General features: G+C 73.0%; 10 protein-coding genes. 4 read left to right on the forward strand and 6 right to left on the reverse strand.

From position 1 onward, the window contains the following. Positions 1-268 precede the first annotated feature (268 nt). Positions 269-2,818, forward strand: coding sequence for an FIMAH domain-containing protein (locus tag ACN265_RS28400; RefSeq protein ID WP_421410629.1), 2,550 nt, complete (start codon positions 269-271; stop codon positions 2,816-2,818). 179 nt (positions 2,819-2,997) lie between these two features. On the opposite strand, the gene ACN265_RS28405 is transcribed toward ACN265_RS28400, so the two are convergent. Beyond that, positions 2,998-3,669, reverse strand: a complete 672-nt coding sequence (locus ACN265_RS28405) for a DUF305 domain-containing protein (protein ID WP_421410630.1) — start codon at positions 3,667-3,669, stop codon at positions 2,998-3,000. A 261-nt stretch (positions 3,670-3,930) separates the two neighbouring features. Between ACN265_RS28405 and ACN265_RS28410 the strand changes: the two genes are divergently transcribed. Both ACN265_RS28410 and ACN265_RS28415 read left to right on the forward strand, forming a co-directional pair. Next, positions 3,931-6,924: a family 16 glycoside hydrolase gene (locus ACN265_RS28410; protein ID WP_421410631.1), complete on the forward strand. Its 2,994-nt coding sequence runs from the start codon at positions 3,931-3,933 to the stop codon at positions 6,922-6,924. Between the two features lie 254 nt (positions 6,925-7,178). Continuing rightward, complete coding sequence (locus ACN265_RS28415; protein WP_421410632.1) at positions 7,179-8,318, forward strand: hypothetical protein; 1,140 nt, start codon at positions 7,179-7,181, stop codon at positions 8,316-8,318. A gap of 51 nt (positions 8,319-8,369) precedes the next feature. Here the strand turns inward: ACN265_RS28415 and ACN265_RS28420 are convergent, their stop codons facing one another. Further along, positions 8,370-9,584 carry a PP2C family protein-serine/threonine phosphatase gene (locus tag ACN265_RS28420; RefSeq protein ID WP_421410633.1) on the reverse strand — a complete coding sequence of 405 codons (1,215 nt, stop codon included), beginning with the start codon at positions 9,582-9,584 and terminating at the stop codon, positions 8,370-8,372. A gap of 136 nt (positions 9,585-9,720) precedes the next feature. Between ACN265_RS28420 and ACN265_RS28425 the strand changes: the two genes are divergently transcribed. Beyond that, positions 9,721-10,110, forward strand: a complete 390-nt coding sequence (locus ACN265_RS28425; RefSeq protein WP_421410634.1) for a DUF1304 domain-containing protein — start codon at positions 9,721-9,723, stop codon at positions 10,108-10,110. 80 nt (positions 10,111-10,190) lie between these two features. Here ACN265_RS28425 and ACN265_RS28430 read toward each other — a convergent pair whose 3' ends face one another. The 4 genes from ACN265_RS28430 to kdpB all read right to left on the reverse strand — a co-directional run bounded on the left by ACN265_RS28430 (position 10,191) and on the right by kdpB (position 16,566). Continuing rightward, positions 10,191-10,874, reverse strand: coding sequence for a response regulator (locus ACN265_RS28430; protein WP_357934015.1), 684 nt, complete (start codon positions 10,872-10,874; stop codon positions 10,191-10,193). Next, on the reverse strand, positions 10,871-13,411 hold the full coding sequence (locus ACN265_RS28435) for a DUF4118 domain-containing protein (RefSeq protein WP_421410635.1): 2,541 nt from the start codon (positions 13,409-13,411) through the stop codon (positions 10,871-10,873). Before ACN265_RS28435 ends, ACN265_RS28430 begins: the two co-directional genes overlap by 4 nt. Positions 13,412-13,495: 84 nt before the next feature. Beyond that, a complete protein-coding gene (locus ACN265_RS28440; protein ID WP_421410636.1) occupies positions 13,496-14,377 on the reverse strand; it encodes a potassium-transporting ATPase subunit C in 882 nt (293 codons plus the stop codon). After that, on the reverse strand, positions 14,377-16,566 hold the full coding sequence (gene kdpB / locus ACN265_RS28445) for a potassium-transporting ATPase subunit KdpB (RefSeq protein WP_421410637.1): 2,190 nt from the start codon (positions 16,564-16,566) through the stop codon (positions 14,377-14,379). Before kdpB ends, ACN265_RS28440 begins: the two co-directional genes overlap by 1 nt. Positions 16,567-16,581 lie beyond the last annotated feature (15 nt).

A 16,581-nucleotide genomic window follows, 5' to 3' on the forward strand; every position in this document is an offset into this window, starting at 1 on the left:
GCGCTCGCAGACGTCCACCCGGTGTCCCGGTGTGTCCGGGCGCGGAGGGCGACTCGACGAGTGGCGCAAGGACCGGGGTGGCGCGTCCTACGACTGTCGTGACCTGCGTGAGCGCGCGGGAGCAATTGCGTACGGCTTGCCACGCAAACGCGTACATAACTCACATGGACGTCTTGACCAGCACCGCACGGTCGGTACGGTCCTTACTCACGCGACGCGTTTCTCCCGATGTGGACGTCGCGGCTGGTCTTCGATCGGAAGGCGACACATGACAACTCCCCCAACCACCAGGGCACGCCGGGGTCGACGGACCCTCGGCCTGATAACCGCGGGGCTGCTGCTGGCCGGTGCGCTCCCCGGCACCGCGTCGGCGGCGGACCCCGATCCGCGCGTCGGCCTCGGCGGCGGCTGGCTCGACGCACAGTCCGCGATCAGCAACCTGGAACACGTCGCGCACCGCGACAAGCCCGCCGGGTTCGTCGACCCGACGAACCCGGGCAACGGCGGGTACTACAACTCGGATCTCGCCTTCGGCGGCCGGTACGCCTTCCAGGGCAACTACAACGGGTTCACCATCGTCGACATCGCCGACCCGGCCGAGCCGACGCTGGTCACCAGCGTCGTGTGCCCCGGCGGGCAGGGTGACCTCTCGGTGCAGGGCAACCTGCTGTTCATGTCGGTCGAGGAGAGCCGGGGTCGGGTCGACTGCGGCACCAACCCCAACGTCGGCACCCGGTTCCAGGGGGTGCGGGTCTTCGACATCAGCGACGTCCGCAGCCCGGTGCAGGTGGCCGCCGTCCAGCTCTGCCGTGGCTCGCACACGCACTCCGTGGTGACCGACCCCCGCGACGCCGACAACGTCTACGTCTACGTCTCCGGCACCACCTCGGTCCGCCCGGCGACCACGATGGAGGGTTGCAACAACAACGCCGCCGACGGGGAGAACCCGTCGCGGTGGCGGATCGACGTCATCAAGGTGCCGGTGGCCGCGCCGCAGGACGCCGCCGTGGTCAACCAGCCGAGGCTGTTCCAGGACCCGGTCACCGGTCGGGTCGACGGCCTCCAGAACGGCCCGGTCACGCCCCGGCACCCGTCCGGGTCGACCTGGTCGCCGACGCCGAACACCAACGCCTGCCACGACATCACCGCGTACCCGGAGATCGGGCTCGCGGCCGGCGCGTGCCAGGGCAACGGCATTCTGATCGACATCTCGGACCCGGCGAACCCGAAGCGGATCGACGAGGTCGCCGACCCGAACTTCGCGTACTGGCACTCGGCGACGTTCAACAACGACGGCACCAAGGTGATCTTCACCGACGAGTGGGGCGGTGGCAGCGGCGCACGCTGCCGCGACACCGACCAGCCACAGTGGGGCGCCAACGCCATCTTCGACATCGTCGACAGGAAGATGACCTTCGCCAGCTACTACAAGCTGCCGGTGCCGCAGTCGCTGCAGGAGAACTGCGTCGCGCACAACGGCTCGCTGATCCCGGTGCCCGGCCGCGACGTCATGATGCAGGCCTGGTACCAGGGTGGCATCTCGGTGTTCGACTTCACCGACTCGAAGAACCCGCGCGAGATCGCGTACTTCGACCGGGGCCCGGTCAACCCGAACGCACTCGTGCTGGGCGGCTTCTGGTCGGCGTACTGGTACAACGGCAACCTGTACGGCAACGAGATCGCCCGCGGCTTCGACGTGTTCGCACTGAAGCCCAGCGCCCACCTGTCGGCGGCCGAGATCGAGGCCGCCACCCAGGTGAAGCTGGCCGGGTTCAACGCCCAGGGGCAGCCGAAGATCAGTTGGACGCCGAGCTTCGCGCTCGTCCGCGCGTACCACGACCAGGGGGTACGGGCCGGCGCGATCGACCCGGCGTTGAGCGCGGAGGTCGACACGACCCTGGGCCGGGCCAGCGGGTTCGCCGCCGAGGGCAGGCGGTTCGCCGCCGAGGCGCAACTGCGCACGCTCGCCGACCGGCTGGACGCCGCAGCGTACGGGACGCTCCGCCAGGCCGTGGTGGACCTCGCGGACACCTTCAACCCCCGGGTCTCCGCCACGGTAGGCCCGGCCGAGCCGACCGGTAACAACGGCTGGTACACCGGTGCCGTCACGCTCACCCTGACCGGCCTGATCCCCGGCATGTGGACCGGCCAGTACTCCGTCGACGACGGCGTGACCTGGGTGGACGTGCCGGCCAGCGGCGTCGCCACGATCAGTGCCGAGGTCAGGGGTTCGGTGCGGTACCGGGCGGTCGACGCGGCCGGCAACACCTCCCGGCAGGGCAGCCAGTGGCTCAAGATCGACCGGACCGCTCCCGAGGTGCAGGTGTCCGGGCTGACCGACGGCACGGCGTACGGTGACTCCGGCACGGTGACGGTGGACTGGACGGTCACCGACACCGGCTCCGGGCCCGGCATCAACCCGGACAGCGCGCTGCTGGACGGCAAGCGGGTCGCCCGGGGGGCGACGGTCACCCTGTCCGGCCTCCCGCTGGGCAGCCACACCCTGACGGTGACCGCGAAGGACAAGGCCGGTAACACCACCAACCGGTCCGTCACGTTCACCACCACGACGTCCTTCGCCGACCTGCAGGCCCTCGTCGACGGTTACCGGTCCGCCGGCACCGTCAGCGCGGGCAACGCCGACAAGCTGACCACCAGCCTCGGCAAGGCCGGCGCGGCGGCCTCCGCAGGCCAGCCGGCGGAGGCGGTCGGGTACCTGACCACCTTCCTCGACCAGGCCGGCGCGCTCAACGCCATCGGGGCGCGCAACCTGCTGGTCCGCGACGCACGCGCGCTGATCGACCAGCTCGACGGGTAACCCGACCGGTCCGACGGACCGGCGGGTCGTGCAGAACCGGGGCCTGCCCAGCGTCGCTGGGCGGGCCCCGGCCGCTCCCGGCTCCCTATGACGAGCCGACGCCGCCCATGGAGGCCGACCCCGGCCCTACGCGGGCCAGGCCGGGGGGCAGCCGGGCCTGCGCCGGGCGGGGCGGTGACTCAGCCCAGCTTGGCCAGCATCTGCTGCATGCGCTGGATCTCGATGCCCTGGTCGGCGTTGACCTCGCGGGCGAACTGGTCGCTCGCCGGTTCCAGGCCACCGCCGGCGGCGTACAACTGCTCCACCATGGTCAGTGCGCCCTGGTGGTGGCGGATCATCGCGGTGAGGAAGAGCCTGTCGAACTCCGCCCCACGTGCCTGCTTGAGCTGGTCGAACTGGGCGGCGGTGAGCATTCCCGGCATGAGCGCGTCGTGTGCCGCCCCGTCGTGGCCGCCGGCGGCCGGCACGTTGCGCTCGGCGAGCCAGGCGCGCATCCGTGCCATCTCGTCGCCCTGCGACACCTCGATCCGCTTGGCCAGCAGCGTCACGTCCGGGCTGGTGGTACGCCCGGCCAGCAGCGCGGTCATCGCCAGGGCCTGGGTGTGGTGCGGGATCATGCCCTGCACGAACCGGCTGTCGGCGGCGGTGAACCCGGGCGGTGAGACCTGCGACAGGTCGGTGCCGGACAGTTGCCGGCCCGGTTGGCCGGGTGCGCCGGGCTGCACCACCCGCGACGTCGGCGGTTGGTACGCCGGATCGTCCCGGCCGGCCCAGACGGCGACGCCCACCGCCGTGCCGAGGACGGCCGTGGCGACCACACCGGAAACGACCACGCGACGGGGCAGCGGCACGGTTCACCTACCAGTCCTGGCTTGAGCTGCGCGGATTCCATGGGCATAGTGCCTCACCCCCGACCCCGGCGACCAGCCCACGAGCCGGTGGATTCGACCCACCTCCGGTCGACTTTTGCACAACCATCGAAAAGTTTCACCGAATCGATCCAAAGTGCTAATGTCTGCGATCAATCTTCGGTGTGACGCGTTCCATACCGAACCGCCAACGGGAGAAAGTGGCGCGGTCCCCCGGCCGGGCCCACCACCACTGGAGGCACCATGACCACCCCGCACCGGCGGCGCAGATCCGCGCTCGTGGCCGCCGGCACCGCCCTGGCGACCGCGCTCGCCACCGGGTCCGTCGCCCCGGCCACCGCCGCCCCCGCCGCCGACCTGCCACCCCAGGAACCCGGCGTCACCCTGCGCACCTACGACATGGGCACCCCGCTGTCGGCGCTGTGCACCCTCAAGCCCGCCCAGACGCCTAACGTCGACAAGCTGATGCCGCAGGTCGACTGGAGCAGCACCGACGACTTCGGGCTCGCCGACCGGTTCGTCAGCCACGTCACCGGCAACCTCGCCGCGCCCGTCGACGGCGCCTACGTCTTCCGCCTCACCAGCGACGACGGCTCCCGACTGAGCATCGGCGACACGGTCGTCGTCGACCACGACGGACTGCACGGGGAAACCGCCAAGGAGGGGTCGGCCACCCTCACCGCCGGCCGGCACCCGCTGCGCATCGAGCACTTCGACGACGGCGGCGGCCAGGTGCTCCGGCTGGAATGGCGTCCGCCCGGCAGCAACGACTTCACCCTCGTGCCGAACTCCGCGCTGAGCACCGACGCCGGGGTGGTCCGGGTCACCGCGCCGGGCTGGAAGTACTGCGAGGGGGCCACCGACTCGGCCGGCGACGGCCTGCCGCTCGACCGGGTACACCCCGGCTACACCCTCACCGACCTGCGCCCCGACGGGTTCCGGCCGCAGGTCACCGGGATGGCGTTCCGGCCCGACGGCGCGCTGGTGCTGAGCACCTGGGGCGGCACCGACAACGCCACCGGCGAGGTCTGGGTGGCCACGGGCGCGACCGGCGCTACCGGCCCCGACCAGGTCACCTACCACCGGTTCGCCGACGGGCTGCGCGAGCCGCAGGGCGTCGCCGTGGTCGACGGCACCGTCTACGTCAGCCAGAAGCACGAACTGACCGCGCTGCGCGACACCGACGACGACGGCGTCGCCGACGACCGGCGTACGGTCGCCACCTGGCCGTGGGGCGGCAACTTCCACGAGTTCGCGTTCGGCCTGCTCTACCGGGACGGGTTCTTCCACCTCAACCTGTCGGTCGCGATCAACCAGGGCGGGGCCACCACCGTGCCGCAGCCCGCGCCGAACCGGGGCACCTCGATCAGGGTCAACGCCCGGACCGGCAAGATCACGTACGTGGCCGGCGGGCTGCGCACCCCGAACGGGATCGGCTGGGGGCCGCGCGGCGAGGTGCTCGTCACCGACAACCAGGGTGGCTGGCTGCCCGCGTCCAAGCTGGTCCAGATCCAGCAGGGGGCGTTCTTCAACCACTACACCACCCCCGACGGGCCGTACGACGACAAGCCGGTGACCCGGCCGATCGTCTGGCTCCCGCAGAACGAGATCGGCAACTCCCCGTCCAGCCCGGTGCTGTTGACCCAGGGCCCGTACGCCGGTCAGGTCGTCGTCGGCGACGTCACCTACGGCGGCCTGCAACGGGTGTACCTCGACGAGGTCGAGGGGCAGTACCAGGGGGCGGTGTTCCGGCACACGCAGGGCCTGGAGGCCGGCGTCAACGAGGTCACCCTCGGCCCCGACGGCGCGGTCTACACCGGTGGCGTGGGGGCCGGCGGCAACTGGGGCCAGGAGGGCAAACTCAGCTACGGCCTACAGAAACTCACCCCCAACGGCACCTCGACCTTCGAGGTCAAGCAGATGCGGGCCACCGCCAACGGGTTCGACCTGGAGTACACCGAGCCGATCTCGGCCGAGACCGCCGCCCGGCTCGCCGAGGCGTACCAGGTGACCCAGTGGCGCTACGGGGCGACCAGCCAGTACGGCGGCCCCAAGCTCGACCTGGAGAAACTCACCGTGACCCGGGCGGTGCTGGCGGCCAACGGGCGCACCGTCCGGCTGCGGATTCCGGGCCTGAAGGAGAACCGGGTGGTGCACGTCCGCTCGCCGCGCCCGTTCTCCGCCGCCGACGGTGAGCAGCTGTGGAACACCGAGGCCTGGTACACGCTCAACGAGATCCCCGGCCGGGTGGCCCAGCCGCAGACCTTCTTCGAGGCCGAAGAGGGTCGTACCGTCGGCGTCGGCATGGCCACCGACCACGCCGCCTACTCCGGTGCCGGCTTCGCCGCCGGGTTCGCCGACGACGGCGCGTCGACCCGGATCTCCGTCGACGTCCCCGAGGCCGGCAACCACGACCTGGCGATGCGCTACAGCAACGGCCCCAACCCGTTCTCCGGCCCGAAACAGCTCAGCCTGTATGTCAACGGCAAGCGGATCGGGCAGACCGTCTTCCCGTCCACCGTCACCTGGGAGGAGTGGGGCACCGTCACCAGCAAGGTGCACCTGCGGCGTGGACGCAACATCGTCGAGTATCGCAAGGAGAGCGCCGACTCCGGGCACGTCAACCTCGACGTGCTCGCCGTCCGGCCGCGCGGGGAACGGATCACCCTGTTCGACGGCGGTGACCTCACCGAGTGGCAGCACACCGACGGGCGCGAACCGGAGTGGACACTCGCCGGCAACACCATGACCGTACGCGGCGGCGACCTGCGTACCGTGCAGGCGTTCGGCGACTTCCGGCTGCACGTCGAGTTCAACCTGCCGCTCTACCCGCCGGAGGTGACCGGCCAGCAGCGGGCCAACAGCGGCGTCTACCTCCAGGACCGCTACGAGATCCAGGTGCTCGACTCGTTCGGCATCGACCCGCCGCAGAACAACGACGCCGCCGCCATCTACACCCAGAAGGCGCCCGACGTGAACGCCGCCCGCCCGCCACAGACCTGGCAGACGTACGACATCGAGTACCGCCAGGCCCGCTACGACGCGGCCGGCGTCAAGGTGGCGAACCCCCGGGTCACCGTGGTGTGGAACGGCGTCACCGTGCACGACGACGTGGAGATCCTCGGCCCGACCGGCGGCAGCCGGCCCGAGGGCCCGGCGGCCGGCGCGATCCGGCTCCAGGACCACGGCAACCCGGTCCAGTACCGCAACATCTGGATCAAGCCGCTGGACGGGTGATCCCGCCGCCGGCAGGGATACGGCCGGGACCGCCGTGGCGGTCCCGGCCGCTTCGCGTCGCGGGTCGGCCGGCCGTCACCGTGCGTGGACCGCCCGAAGCTGCCGGGAGCCCCGCGTCGACGGTACCGTCCTGATCGGACAGTAGGAGAGGACGACCGAAGGGGCGAGCCATGACGTCGGCGTGGCCACCCGCTCCCATCGGGATCGATGCCGACCGCTGGGTGACCCGGTCGGGCTGCCACACGGTGCTCGTCGTGACCCACACCCTCGCGAGCTGCCACCGGTTGCTCGACGTCATCGGGTACGTCGAGAGCGACCCCCGGGTGCAGGTGGTCTTCACCATCGCCCCGGACGTCTTCAACCACCGGGTGGAACAGCTCCTCGACGGGCTCGGCGCGCTCGTCCTGCCCTGGCAGCAGGCCGTCCGGGAACGCTTCGACCTCGGCCTCGCCGCCGCCCACGGCGGACTGCACCAACTCCACGCGCCCCTGCTGCTGCTGGCCCACGGAGCCGGGCGCAGCAAGCGGGTGCGTTCCGGCCCGACCGCTGGACCGGCACCCGCCGACCGCCCCGTCTACGGTCTCGACGCGCAACGGCTCACCCACGACGGACGGGTGCTCCCGGCGGCTCTCGCCCTCTCCCACGATTACGAGGTGGAGGTGCTGCGACGGCAGTGCCCGCAGGCGCTCGGGACGGCGGTGGTCGTCGGTGACCCCTGCGTCGACCGGCTCGTCGCCAGCCTGCCCCGCCGCCCGGACTACCGGCGGGCCATGGGGCTGGACGAAAACCAGGAACTCGTGGTGGTCGCCTCCACCTGGGGCCCGGACGGCAGCTTCGGACGTTGGCCCGACCTGCTACCGCAGGTGATGGCACAGCTCCCGGCCGAGCGCTACCGGGTCGCCGCGCTGCTGCACCCGGCGATCTGGGCCGCCCACGGGCACCGCCAGATCCGCGCCTGGCTCCGGAGCTGCCTCGACGCCGGGCTGCTGCTGCCCGGACCGAGCGAGGACTGGCGGGCCCCGGTGGTCGCCGCCGACCACGTCATCGGTGACCACGGCTCCGTCACCGCCTACGCCGCCGCCGTCGGACGTCGGACCCTGGTGCTCCCCGCCCCGGGGCCGACGCCCGCCCCCGGTACGCCGCAACATCTGCTCGCCCTCCACGCGCCCCGGCTGGACCCGCACCGGCCGCTGCTGCCCCAGCTCGCTCTCACCGGCGGGATCGACCCGGCAGCGGTGCTGGGCGCATTGACCGCCCGCCCGGGCGACGCCGCGGTGCTGCTACGGCGCACCATGTACCGTCTGCTCCAGCTCACCGAGCCCGACCGGCCCCAGCGGACCGACCCGGTGCCGGTGCCCCGCCCGAGCGACCGGGACACCGACCCGGCCGGGTGACCCCGTCGTCCGGTGCCGGGCCAGCCGGCCACCGCCCCGCGCCACGGCCGCTCACCCCTCCCGCGTCGGGTCCCCGGGCAGGTGGGGCAGTGGGGTACGCGGCGGACGCCACTCCAGCAGCAGCGACGTCGCGTCGTCGTCGAGCTGCCCCTCCTGGTAGGCAACCACCGCGCGCACCAACCGGCGCATCGTCTCCGGGGTGGCCAACTGGTCGTTGAGGGCCCGGTTGACGAAGTCGACGAGCCGCTTCAACCCGAACCGCTCCCCGTCGCCGCCCCGCGCGTCGGTGATGCCGTCGGTGTAGGCGAGGATGCGGTCCCCGGGGTGCAGCTCCTCCTCGTACACCTCGGGGCGCTGGGTCGTCAGGTGGCCCAGGCCGAGCGGGAGGGCGGTCGGGCCCGGCAGCTCCCGGATCGCCTTGCCGTCGCGCAGCAGCAGTGCGCCCGGGTGACCGGCGTTGATCACCCGGAGCCGGCCGGTGCTCGGCTCCAGCTCGATGAGGAGCGCCGTGGCGAACATGTGCGGGTGCTCGGAGCGCACCCACTTGTCGATGCTGAGGGCCGTGTCGACCAGGTCGAGGCCGCACCGGCGGGCGTTGCGGTAGGCGCTGACCACCAGTGAGGCCAGGGTGCTCGCCCGGATGCCGTGCCCGCAGGTGTCGAACAGCCCGACGCTGAGCACATCGCCGTTGAGCGCGTAGTCGAAGATGTCGCCGCCGACGTCGTAGCACGGTTCGAGGATGGTGGTGAGCACCATCTCGTCGGTGGCGAAGGTCAACGGCGGCAGCAGACCCCAGACGATCTCGGCGGCGACCTGCATCGGCAGCCGCCGCCGCAGCCGCTCGACGACGTCGCCGTACGGCCGGCGGTTCACCACCAGTTGACCGACGCAGGTCGCCAGCTCCCAGGCCGGCCCCTCGATGGCATGCTCCCCGGCAGCCGGCGAGACGATCTCCAGCACGCCCATCCGCTCGCACCCGACGAGCAGCGGCACCCAGACCCGGTCCGGGCTGTCGGCGGCGCGTTGCACGTCGAGAGCGGTGAAGGCCCGGCCGGCCAGGGTCGTCTCGATCGACAACTCACCCCGGTCGAGACCGGCACCGAGCAACGGTACGAGACTGGCCTGCTGGTAGTCCGCCAGGTAGATCACGATCTCGGTGGCGTCCATGGCTGGCGCGACCTGGTTCACCAGCATCGGCAGGTCGTCCGGCCCACCGCGGGGTGCGGCGAGTTGGAGCCAACGCACCGCGTCACCCGCGTCGAGCAACCTGAACCTCCCCCACGTCTCCCCCACCGTAGGAGGCGCACGGGAAACCCGCCACCACCTGATTCGGGGGCACGGCGGACAGGAAGAATGACGGTGGCGGACATCTCCGTTCCGCGCGAACCGAGGAGGCAGGGTCGTGGTCGTCGCAGGGCTCGTCCTGGCCGGCATCGCCGGCCTCATCCACGTCTACATCTTCTACCTGGAGTCGGTCGTCTGGACCACCGCCCGCGCCCGCGCGGTCTTCGGCACCAGCCGCGAGGAGGCGGAGGCGACCCGGCAGCTCGCCTTCAACCAGGGCTTCTACAACCTCTTCCTGGCGGTCGCGATCGTCGTCGGCATCGTCGCCTACGCCGTCGGCGCGCACACCGTCGGCGCGACCCTGGTCTTCGTCGGCGCCGGGTCGATGGTCGCCGCCGGGCTGGTGCTGCTGGTCTCGGCACCGTCGAAGGCCAGCGCCGCACTCAAGCAGCTCGTCCCCCCGCTCCTCGCCGTCGTCGCCCTGGCGATCGGCCTCGTCGCCGGATAGGGCACGACGCCCGGTGACGGAGGCGGGGCGTCGCCGACCCGGTGACCGCCGGGGCACGGCCTGAGACAGGGCCGCCCCGGTCAGGGGCGGTAGCGGTAGCCCATGCCCGGCTCGGTGATCAGGTGCCGGGGCCGGGCCGGGTCGTCCTCCAGCTTGCGCCGCAACTGCGCCAGGTACTGCCGCAGGTAGTTGGTCTCCTGCTGGTATTCCGGCCCCCACACCTCGTGCAGGAGCTGGCGTTGGCTGATCAGCTTCCCGGGGTGGCGCAGCAGCCGTTCCAGCACCGCCCACTGGGTGGGGGTGAGCCGGATCTCGGTGCCGTCGTCCCGGGTGACGGTGCGGGTGGCGAGGTCGACGGTGTGCCGGCCCACCCGGGCGGTGGCCGTCGCGTCGACGGGTGAGGAGGCGAGGCGGCGGGTGACGGCGCGGATGCGGGCGAGGAGTTCGTCCACCCCGAACGGCTTGGTGACGTAGTCGTCGGCACCGGCGTCGAGGGCGGCGACCTTGTCCGCGCTGCCGGCCCGCCCGGAGAGCACGATGACCGGGATCGTGGTCCAGCCACGCAGACCCCGGATGACCTCCACGCCGTCGAGGTCGGGCAGGCCGAGGTCGAGCACCACCAGGTCCGGCGGGTGGCCGGCGGCGGCCTTCAGCGCGGCCGTGCCGGTTTCGGCGACCTCGACGTCGTACCCCCGGGCACGCAGGTTGATCCGCAGCGCGCGGAGGATCTGTGGTTCGTCGTCGACGACCAGGATGCGGGTCACCGGTCCGGCCTCTCGTCGGCGGCGGGTAGCCGCAGCACCATGGTCAGCCCCCCACCGGGGGTGGTCTCCGGGGTGATGCTGCCACCCATCGCCTCGGCCAGCCCCCGGGACAGGGCCAGTCCGAGCCCCACCCCGGTCTGGTTGTCCCGGTCGCCGAGGCGCTGGAACGGCAGGAAGACGTGCTCCCAGCGGTCCTCGGGGATACCGGGCCCGGTGTCGATGACCCGCAGCTCCACCTGCCCGGCGTGGGCGCTGGCGGTGATCGTGGGGGGCCGGCCGACCGGGCTGTGCCGCAGCGCGTTGGCGACGACGTTGACCAGCACCCGTTCCAGCAGGCCCGGGTCGGCGTCGACCGCCGGGAGGTCGGCCGGGATGTCGGTGCGCACCCCGGCGGCGGCCGGCCCCAGCTCGTCCAGGGCCAGCGGTACGGCGTCCTCCAGGCCGATCGCGGTGCGGGTGACGCCCAGCGCGCCGGCCTGCAACCGGCTCATGTCGAGCAGGTTCGCCACCAGCCGGCCGAGCCGGTCCAGTGACTCGTCGGCGGTGGCGAGCAGTTCGGCCCGGTCCTCCGGGTCGAACTCGACGTCCGGGCTGCGCAGGCTGCTCACCGCCGCCTTCGCCGACGCCAGCGGCGTACGCAGGTCGTGGCTGACGGCGGCGAGCAGCGCGGTGCGCAACCGGTCGGCCTCGGCGAGCGGCCGGGCGGTGGCCGCCTCCTCGGCGAGCCGTTCCTGACGCAGCGCGACGGCGGCCTGCGCGGCGAACGCCTCGACGATGCGCCGGTCGGCGGCCTCCAGCCGACGGCCGCTGAGCACCACGGTCAGCCGCTCGTCGACCGGCACCGTGGTCTCCCCCGCGCCGGGGCTGCCGGCGGGGTCCACCCCGACGCTGGCGACCCGACGCCACACGTCCTCCTCGTGGGCCCGGCCGGGCCGCCCCTGGGCGTCGGGGGCGAGTTCGAGCACGCTGACCGCGCGCAGCGCGAAGGTCTCCCGCAGCCGGTCCAGCAGCGCCGGCAGCGGTCGCTCGCCGCGCAGCACGCTGCCGGCGACGGTGGCCAGGGTCTGCGCGTCGGCGGCGGCGCGGGCCGCTTCCCGGGTACGCCGGGCCGCCACGTCTACCACCCCGCTCACCGCGACCGCCACCGCGACGAAGACGCCCAGCGCGAGCAGGTTGTCCGCCTCGGCGATGGTCAGCGTGCGGTACGGCGGGGTGAAGAACCAGTTCAGCAGCAGCGATCCGCCCAGCGCGGCGACCAGCGCCGGCCACAGGCCACCGACCAGCGCCACCCCGACCACCCCGGCCAGGAAGATCAGGATGTCGTTGGTCAGGGTGAGGTCCGGCAACACCGACAGCAGCAGGGTGAGCAGCGGCAGGCCCAGCCCGGCGAGCGCGAACCCGAGCAGCCGACGCCGCCGGGACAGCGCCGCCGGCACCGCCGCCCCGCGCCGGCCCCGCCCGGCCTGCGGGTGGGTCACCAGGTGCACGTCGATCGCCCCGGAGCGGGCCGTGGTGGTGACGCCGACGCCCCGGGCGAACAGGTGGGCGAACCGGCCGCGCCGGCTCGCGCCGAGCACCAGTTGGGTGGCGTTGACCCCCCGGGCGAAGTCGAGCAGGGCGGCCGGGACGTCCGCGCCGAGCACCTGGTGGTAGCTGCCGCCGAGGCTCTCCACCAGGACCCGCTGCCGGGCGAGCTGGGCCGGGTCCGCCCCGGCCAGCCCGTCGTTGCGGGCCACGTGCACGGCGAGCAGGTCGGCGCCCTTGCTCCGGGCGGCGATCCGGGCCGCCCGGCGGATCAGCGTCTCCCCCTCCGGGCCGCCGGTGAGGGCGACGACGACCCGTTCCCGGGCCTCCCAGGTGGCGGAGATGCCCTGCTGGGCCCGGTACCGGTCGAGCTGGTCGTCGACCTTGTCGGCCAGCCAGAGCAGGGCCAGCTCACGCAGTGCGGTGAGGTTGCCGACCCGGAAGTAGTTGCCCAGCGCGGCGTCGATCCGGTCGGGCCGGTAGATGTTGCCGTGCGCCATCCGCCGGCGCAGCGCCTCCGGGGTCATGTCGACCAGTTCGACCTGCTCGGCGGCGCGGACCACGGCGTCCGGGACGGTCTCCCGCTGGGTGGTGCCGGTGATCCGGGCGACCACGTCGTTGAGCGACTCCAGGTGCTGCACGTTGACCGTCGACAGCACCGAGATGCCCGCATCGAGCAGTTCCTGGACGTCCTGCCAGCGCTTCTGGTGCCGGGAGCCGGGCACGTTGGTGTGGGCCAGTTCGTCGACCACGACCAGCTCCGGGCGGCGGGCCAGCACGGCGTCGAGGTCCAGCTCGGTGAGGTCGGTTCCCCGGTAGCGCAGCGGGCGGCGGGGCAGCACCTCCAGGTCGCCGATCATCGCGGCGGTCTGCGGCCGGCCGTGCGTCTCCACCAGGCCGACCACCACGTCGGTGCCCCGCCCGGCCCGCCGCCGGGCCTCCTCCAGCATCGCGTACGTCTTGCCGACGCCGGGGGCGGCACCCAGGTAGATGCGCAGTTCACCTCGTGGCACGCGTCCATCCTCCCGCTGTGCGTACCGCCCCGGGGCGCGACCGCCGGGCCGGCACCCCGGGCAGGGGTGCCGGCCCGGCGGGGGTCAACGGGCGGGCAGGTTCCGGTCGAGGGCAAGGTTGAGTGCCAGCACGTTCACCGCGGGGGCGCCCATGAAGCCGAGCGCCCGTCCGGTGGTGTTTTCGGCGACCAGCCGCCGCACCACCGCCGGGTCCGCGCCCCGCTCCCGCGCCACCCGCGCCACCTGGATCGCGGCGTACGCGGGGCTGATGTGCGGGTCGAGGCCGCTGCCGCTGGCGGTGACCGCATCGGCGGGGACGGCTGGGTGCTCCGGCGCGTCCCCCCGGACCGGGGTGACCAGCCCACCGGCGGCCCGATAGTTCTCCCCGGGCTGCGCCAGCTCCACCGGCACCCCGTGCCAGGAGGGGACGAACGGGGTGGCCGGGGCGGTCTGGTTGACGCTGACCACCCGGGTGATCCGGCCGGTCAGCCCGTCGGCGCGGAACACGGCCAGCACCGCGCCCACCCCGTCGGCCGTGCAGTACGGTCGCCGCCCGTCGACGCCGTCGAGCAGTCCGACCGCCCGGCTGCGTGCGCAGACCTGGCTGAGCAGGCTCCGGGTCGACTGTCGCGGGTCGCCGGCGAGGGTGTCCACCACGCTCTCCGGGCCGAGGTTCGAGGCGGCGGAGGCGGTCGGGTCGTAGCCGTCGCCGGCCGCCGACGGGCGGGACTGGAAGTAGCGCGGGACGGGATTGCCGTCGGCGTCGGTGAAGGACTGGCCGATCAGGGCGCTGCCGACGGCCCGGCCGTCCACGGTCAGCAGCGATCCGTCGGCCTTCGCGTCGAGGCCGGGGAGCCGGCCGGCGGCGACCAGGGCGAGCGGGTAGGCGACGCCGAGCAGCGCGGTGAACACGAGCAGGGCACGCAGGGCGGCGAGGTGTCGGGCGAGCCAGGCGGGTAGACGCATCACGAGATCCCCGGGACGTACTGGACGAGCAGGTCGATGAGCTTGATACCGACGAACGGCGCGACGAGGCCGCCGACGCCGTAGAGCAACAGGTTGCGGCCGAGCAGTGTCGACGCGGCGGCCGGCCGGTACCGCACGCCGCGCAGCGCCAGCGGGATGAGCGCGACGATGACCAGGGCGTTGAAGATCACCGCGGCGAGGATCGCCGACTCGGGGCTGCCCAGCCGCATCACGTTGAGCCGGTCCAGGCCCGGGTAGAGGCCGGCGAACATGGCCGGGATGATCGCGAAGTACTTCGCCACGTCGTTGGCGATGCTGAACGTGGTCAGCGCGCCCCGGGTGATCAGCAACTGCTTGCCGATCTCGACGATCTCGATCAGCTTCGTCGGGTCGGAGTCCAGGTCGACCATGTTGCCGGCCTCCTTCGCCGCCGACGTGCCGGTGTTCATCGCGACGCCGACATCGGCCTGGGCCAGGGCGGGGGCGTCGTTGGTGCCGTCCCCGGTCATCGCGACCAGCCGGCCGCCCTCCTGCTCCCGGCGGATCAGGGCGAGCTTGTCCTCCGGGGTGGCCTCGGCGAGGAAGTCGTCCACCCCGGCCTCGTCGGCGATCGCCTGCGCGGTACGCGGGTTGTCGCCGGTGATCATCACGGTCCGGATGCCCATCCGGCGCAGCTCGGCGAACCGCTCCCGCATCCCGGCCTTCACCACGTCCTTGAGGTGGATGACGCCGAGCACGCGGGCCGGCTCCCCGGCGACGTGTTCGGCCACCACCAGCGGGGTGCCGCCGTGTCCGCTGATCCCGTCGACGATCCCGTCGATCCCGCTGCCCGGCGCGCCGCCGTGCTCCCGTACCCAGGCCAGCACCGCCGTCGCCGCGCCCTTGCGGACCTGGCGGGCCGGTGCGTCCGGGGGCGTCAGGTCGACGCCGCTCATCCGGGTCTGCGCGGTGAACGGCACGAAGTCGGCGTACGGCAGCGGGTCCGGTTCCGGCGCACCCGGGTCGAACCCCCGCGTGGCCAGCGACACCACCGACCGCCCCTCGGGCGTCTCGTCGGCGAGGCTGGACAGCCGCGCGGCGGCGGCCACCTCGTCGGCGGTGACCCCCTCGACCGGCAGGAACTCGGTGGCCTGCCGGTCACCCAGGGTGATCGTGCCGGTCTTGTCGAGCAGCAGGGTGCTGACGTCCCCCGCCGCCTCCACCGCCCGGCCGCTCATCGCGAGCACGTTGCGCTGCACGAGGCGGTCCATCCCGGCGATGCCGATCGCCGACAGCAGCGCCCCGATGGTGGTGGGGATCAGGCAGACCAGCAGGGACACCAGCACCACCCCGGTCACCCCGGTGCCGGTGACCGCCCCGGTGTCGGGGGCGGCGGCCTGCCAGCCCTTGGCGAAGATCGCCAACGGTTGGAGGGTGACAACGGCCAGCAGGAAGATCAGGGTGAGTGCGGCGAGCAGGATGTTCAGCGCGATCTCGTTCGGGGTCTTCTGCCGGTCGGCCCCCTCGACCAGGGCGATCATCCGGTCGATGAAGCTCTCCCCCGGCCGCTGGGTGATCCGCACGACGATCCGGTCCGACAGCACCCGGGTGCCGCCGGTGACGGCGCTGCGGTCGCCGCCGGACTCGCGGATCACCGGGGCGGACTCGCCGGTGATCGCGGACTCGTCGACGCTGGCGATGCCCTCGACGACGTCGCCGTCGCCGGGGATGATCCCGCCGGCGCTCACCAGGACGACGTCCCCCTGCCGCAGTTGCGGTGCGGGCACCGCCTCGTCGGTGTAGGTGTCGGCGCGGGCACCCGGTGCCCAGCCGACCAGGCGGGTGGCGATGGTGTCCCGCTTGGCCTGCCGCAGCGAGGCGGCCTGCGCCTTGCCCCGGCCCTCGGCGACCGCCTCGGCGAGGTTGGCGAAGATCACGGTGAGCCAGAGCCAGCCGGTGATCGCCCAGCCGAACACCGACGGGTCGGCGACCGCCAGGACGGTGGTGAAGGCCGCGCCGATCGCCACGATCAGCAGCACCGGGCTGCGCCACAGGGTGCGCGGGTCGAGTTTGCGCAGCGCCCCGGGCAGGGACCCGGCCAGTTGCCGGGGGTCGAGCAGGCCGCCACCGGCCCGGCGGGCCGGGGTGTCGACGGCCGGGGTGTCGACGGCCGGCCGGTCGTCGTCGGTGGTCACGGACGCGACGGACATGTCCTCGTTCCTCAT

The organism is Micromonospora sp. WMMD730, assembly GCF_049178955.1.
Classification (GTDB): Bacteria; Actinomycetota; Actinomycetes; order Mycobacteriales; family Micromonosporaceae; genus Micromonospora; species Micromonospora wenchangensis.

Excerpts from the sequence above, each read along its gene's own strand:
- ACN265_RS28400 (WP_421410629.1), top strand. The coding sequence starts at position 269 with ATGACAACTCCCCCAACCACCAGGGCACGCCGGGGTCGACGGACCCTC.
- ACN265_RS28410 (WP_421410631.1), top strand. The coding sequence starts at position 3,931 with ATGACCACCCCGCACCGGCGGCGCAGATCCGCGCTCGTGGCCGCCGGC.
- ACN265_RS28440 (WP_421410636.1), bottom strand. The coding sequence starts at position 14,377 with ATGCGTCTACCCGCCTGGCTCGCCCGACACCTCGCCGCCCTGCGTGCC.
- kdpB (WP_421410637.1), bottom strand. The coding sequence starts at position 16,566 with ATGTCCGTCGCGTCCGTGACCACCGACGACGACCGGCCGGCCGTCGAC.